The following is a 4,133-nucleotide window of genomic DNA, read 5'->3' on the forward strand; positions in this document are numbered from 1 at the left end:
CCCGGTGTGCGGGAGCGCCGAGCATCCCGCGCCCGCGACCCGCGGGGCGGGGCACGTCTCCGCCGAGGAGGTGGCGCTCGCGGAGAGCGCGCGGACGGACGCCGAGCGGGCGCTCGAGGCCGCGGCGCACCGGCTCGCCGACCTCACGGGTGCCGTCCGGACCGCCGAGGAGGCGCTCGGCGGGGTCGACCCCGAGCGGCTCGGCGAGGAGCTGGCCGCGGCGGCGCAGGCCGTCGACGAGGCCGAGGCGGCTGCCGGGCGCGCGCGCGACCTGGTCGGCCGGCTCGCCGTGCACGACCGAGGCACGGAGGCCCGTGCCCAGCAGCGCGACCGGACGGCCCAGGAGCTGGCCGCCACGCGGACCCTCCTCGACGTGCAGGTGCAGGCGCTCGCGGAGGCCGAGGCGGAGGTCGTCGCCCAGCGCGACGGTCACCCGACGGTCGTGGCCCGGCAGCGCTGGGTGGACGAGCGTGCGTCGGTCGCCGAGACCCTCGCGGACGCGCTGGCCGCGCGCGACGAGGCGCAGCGCGACGCGACGACCCGCGAGTCCGAGCTGCGCTCCGCGCTCGACGAGCACGCGTTCGGCTCCGCGCAGGACGTCCGCGCCGCCGCGCTGCCCGTGCGGCGCCTGGCGGAGCTCGAGGCGCAGGTCACCGGGTACCGGGCGGCCCTCGAGCGGGTCACGGCCGGGCTGCTCGAGCCCGAGCTCGCGCAGCTGCCCGAGCAGGTGCAGGCCGACGTCCCGGCCGCGGCGGCGCACGAGCGCGCGACGCGGGAGGCCTCGGTCCGCGACGCGGCGGCGGCGGTCACGGCGGAGCGCCGGGCCGACGAGGCGGCGCGCGCCGCGGCCGAGGTCGTCGAGGCGGCGGAGCGGTGCGTGCAGGAGGCGGCGGAGGCGGACCCGGTCAGCCGGCTCGCGGGCCTCGCCTCCGGGACGGGCGGCGACAACACCCGGGCCCTCTCGCTGGCGTCGTACGTGCTGGCCCGTCGCTTCGAGGACGTCGTGGCGGCGGCGAACGACCGCCTGCTCGAGATGTCCGACGGCCGGTACGAGCTGGCCCGCAGCGACCGCAAGGAGGACGTGGGCTCGCGGCGCACCGGGCTGTCGATGCGCGTCCTCGACCACGTGACGGAGACCGAGCGTGACCCCCGCTCGCTCTCCGGGGGCGAGACGTTCTACGTGTCGCTGTGCCTCGCGCTCGGGATGGCCGGCGTCGTGACGGCCGAGGCGGGCGGCATCGAGCTGGGGACGCTGTTCGTCGACGAGGGGTTCGGCTCGCTCGACCCGCACGTGCTCGAGAACGTGCTCGCCGCCCTGGGGCGGCTGCGGGCCGGAGGGCGGGTCGTCGGTGTCGTCTCGCACGTCGAGGCGCTCAAGCAGGCGGTCGCGGACCGCGTCGAGGTGCGCCGGACCGGCGCCGGGCCGAGCACGCTCACGGTGCTCGCCGGCTGACCGCGGCTCCCGCCGCGGGGCGAGCCGTCACCGGGTCAGCGCTGAGCGAGCCGTCACCAGGTCCAGCCGCGCGCGGCGAGCTCGACCTCCTCACGGAACCGCTCGGCGGGGTCGCCCTTCGCGTGCGGCTCGACGGCGACGCCCGCCATCCGGCAGGCCTCCTCGAGCAGCTGGTCGTACGCGAGCTGCGAGGCGATGATCCGCTCGGCGCGCGCGAACGTGCTGTGGTCGACCTCGAGGCGCTGCACGTGGTGGGCCACCGCGCCGAGGCGCTCCTGCACGCGCAGGGCGGCGAACGGGTCGACCACGACCGGCCGCGGGCCGCGGATCCGCTCTGCGAGGCGCTCGAGCAGGCGCGCGACGGCCGCACGCCATCGCGGCGGGTCGTCGGTCGTCGGGAACAGGATCCCCACGAGTCCGAAGACGAGCGCCGGTGCGAACAGGAAAGCCGCGATCAGCACCCACGTCATCGTGCGTCCTTCGTCGAGCGCGCCCCGTGCCGGAGGTGGGACGCGTCCCTTTCAGCGTAGGTCGGCCCGAGCCCGGGTGCCACGGTGAATCGGCCCGGCTCGGCAGGTGCCTCTCGCGCCGCTCTCGTACGGTGGGGGCCGTGGCCTCCCGACACCCCCTGCGCGTGATCTCGGTCGTCGTGTGCGTGCTGCTCGTGCTGGTGGCGGGCCTGATCGTCGCCGACCGCGTGGTGCACGCGCGGGTCGAGCGCGAGGTCCGCGCGGCGATCACCGAGAACCTCGACATCACCGGCGAGCCGACCGTCGACATCGGCGGCTTCCCGTTCCTCACCCAGCTGCTCGCCGGATCGGTCGACGACGCGACGGCCACCGCCGAGGGTGCGACGTTCGAGGGCATCGCGGCGACGGACGTCGAGGTCGAGGCCCACGGCATCTCGACGAGCACCCCGCACACGGTTGAGGACGCGACGCTGCGCGCGACGCTGCCGACCAGCTCGCTCCAGCAGCTCGTCCGGGAGCGCAGCTCGCTCGACGTCGACGTGGAGGTCGAGGGGTCGCTGCTCGCCCTGCAGGGGGACGTGCTCGGGGTGCCGCTCACGGCCCGGCTGCAGCCGCGCGTGGACGACGGGGCGCTGCTGGTCGACGTGCAGGACCTCGCGCTCGGCGGCGTGAACCTCTCGATCGACAGCCTGCCCGGCGGGATCGGGGACCGGCTGCGCGACCTGCAGATCCCCGTGGAGGGACTGCCCGAGGGCGTCACGCTCACCAGCGCGGAGGTCGTGCCGGACGGCGTCCGCTTCGTCGCCGAGGGCACCGACGTCACCATCCCGACCGACGCCGCGTCACCCAGCGGCTCCTGACCCGCCCCCGGACGCGCAGGCCGGCCCGGGCGGCAGCCCGTAGGGTCCGCACAGGCGTCCGACCCGGACGCCCCGACGGACGGAGCACGCGTGGACTGGCTCGGCGAGACCTGGGCGGCGATCACCACCCCGGCCGCGGTGCCGTCGACGAGCGTCGTCGTCGGGACGGCGGTGGCCGCGGTCCTCGTCCTCGGCGTCCCCGCGCTGTGGCACCTGACCCGGCACGCGCTCACGATCGTCCACGAGGCGGGCCACGCCTTCGTGGCGCTGCTCGTGGGACGACGGCTGTCGGGCATCCGGGTGCACTCCGACACCTCCGGGCTGACCGTCTCGGTCGGCAAGCCGCGCGGGCCCGGCATGGTCGCGACCGTCGCGGCGGGCTACCCGGCACCGGCGCTCGTCGGCCTCGGTGCCGCCTGGCTGCTCTCGCGCGGGTACACGCTCGCGATGCTCTGGGCGCTGCTGGTGCTCGTCGTGCTCGTCCTGCTGCAGATCCGCAACTGGTACGGGCTCTGGGCGGTGCTCGTGAGCCTGGTCGTGCTCGTCGGGCTGACCGTCTGGGCGCCCGAGGCCGTCCAGGCCGCGGCGGCCTACCTGCTGACGTGGTTCTTCCTGCTCGGTGCGCCGCGCGCCGTGCTCGAGATGCAGTCGCAGCGCCGCCGCGTGCGCGTGGACTCCTCCGACGCCGCCGTCCTCGGCCGGCTCACCCACACGCCGGGCCTGCTGTGGGTCGGCGTCCTGCTCCTCGTCTGCGTCGCGGCGCTGCTCGTGGGCGCCGCCTGGCTCGTCGGCCTCCAGCTCCCCTGACGGCGGGCGGGTGCCGCGTCACGGCACCGTGCGGCAGGACGCGAGCGTGCGGCGCATCGCGCGGGCCTCGGGCGGGACGACCCACAGGCCGTACGCCGACTTCACGCGCACCTGACGCACGACGTAGGCGCAGGCGTAGCCGCTGACGGGCAGCCACTCGGCGGCGTCCGAGCCGCCCTTGTCCTGGTTCGCGCCGCCGTCGACGGCGAGCAGGTTCGCCGGGTCGTTCGCGAAGGCGAGCCGGCGCGCGGCGTCCCAGCCCTGCGCGCCGGTGCGCCAGGCGTCCGAGAGCGCGACGACGTGGTCGATCTGCACGTCCGCCGAGCCCGCACCCCGCCGGAACGCGATCGTCGTGCCCGTGTACGGGTCGTCCAGGGAGCCGGCGAGGACGGTGCAGCCGTCGGCGTCCAGCGTGAGCGGCCGCAGGTCCCGCGCGAGGACCTCCTGACGGGTGTCGCAGCCGTCGCGGTCGAGGTCCGCCCAGCCGCTGCCGAACCGCTCGCGCGCGTAGCCGGCCTCGTCGGCGGCGTCGCGCACGGGCAG

5 protein-coding genes are annotated in these 4,133 nt (G+C 76.6%); 3 read left to right on the forward strand and 2 right to left on the reverse strand.

Features of this window, described 5'->3' with window-relative positions:
• A partial coding sequence (locus tag HGCM_RS16900; protein ID WP_040398925.1) for an SbcC/MukB-like Walker B domain-containing protein occupies positions 1-1,453 on the forward strand: 1,453 nt, incomplete at its 5' end.
• A gap of 53 nt (positions 1,454-1,506) precedes the next feature.
• Here HGCM_RS16900 and HGCM_RS04745 read toward each other — a convergent pair.
• Positions 1,507-1,923: a hypothetical protein gene (locus HGCM_RS04745; protein WP_019135728.1), complete on the reverse strand. Its 417-nt coding sequence runs from the start codon at positions 1,921-1,923 to the stop codon at positions 1,507-1,509.
• 140 nt (positions 1,924-2,063) lie between these two features.
• On the opposite strand from HGCM_RS04745, the gene HGCM_RS04750 reads away from it, so the two are divergent.
• Both HGCM_RS04750 and HGCM_RS04755 read left to right on the forward strand, forming a co-directional pair.
• Positions 2,064-2,783 carry an LmeA family phospholipid-binding protein gene (locus HGCM_RS04750; protein WP_246119428.1) on the forward strand — a complete coding sequence of 240 codons (720 nt, stop codon included), beginning with the start codon at positions 2,064-2,066 and terminating at the stop codon, positions 2,781-2,783.
• Positions 2,784-2,873: 90 nt separating this feature from the next.
• Positions 2,874-3,590 carry a M50 family metallopeptidase gene (locus HGCM_RS04755; RefSeq protein WP_019135730.1) on the forward strand — a complete coding sequence of 239 codons (717 nt, stop codon included), beginning with the start codon at positions 2,874-2,876 and terminating at the stop codon, positions 3,588-3,590.
• Positions 3,591-3,608: 18 nt separating this feature from the next.
• Here the strand turns inward: HGCM_RS04755 and HGCM_RS04760 are convergent.
• Positions 3,609-4,133, reverse strand: a 525-nt coding sequence (locus HGCM_RS04760; RefSeq protein WP_019135731.1) for an HNH endonuclease family protein, incomplete at its 5' end; no start/stop codon positions are given.

Origin of the sequence: Cellulomonas massiliensis JC225, from assembly GCF_000312005.1 — a bacterium.
GTDB lineage: Bacteria > Actinomycetota > Actinomycetes > Actinomycetales > Cellulomonadaceae > Cellulomonas > Cellulomonas massiliensis.

What these genes read in the sequence shown, in the direction of transcription:
- HGCM_RS04745 (WP_019135728.1), bottom strand. Translation starts at nt 1,923, where the DNA reads ATGACGTGGGTGCTGATCGCGGCTTTCCTGTTCGCACCGGCGCTCGTC.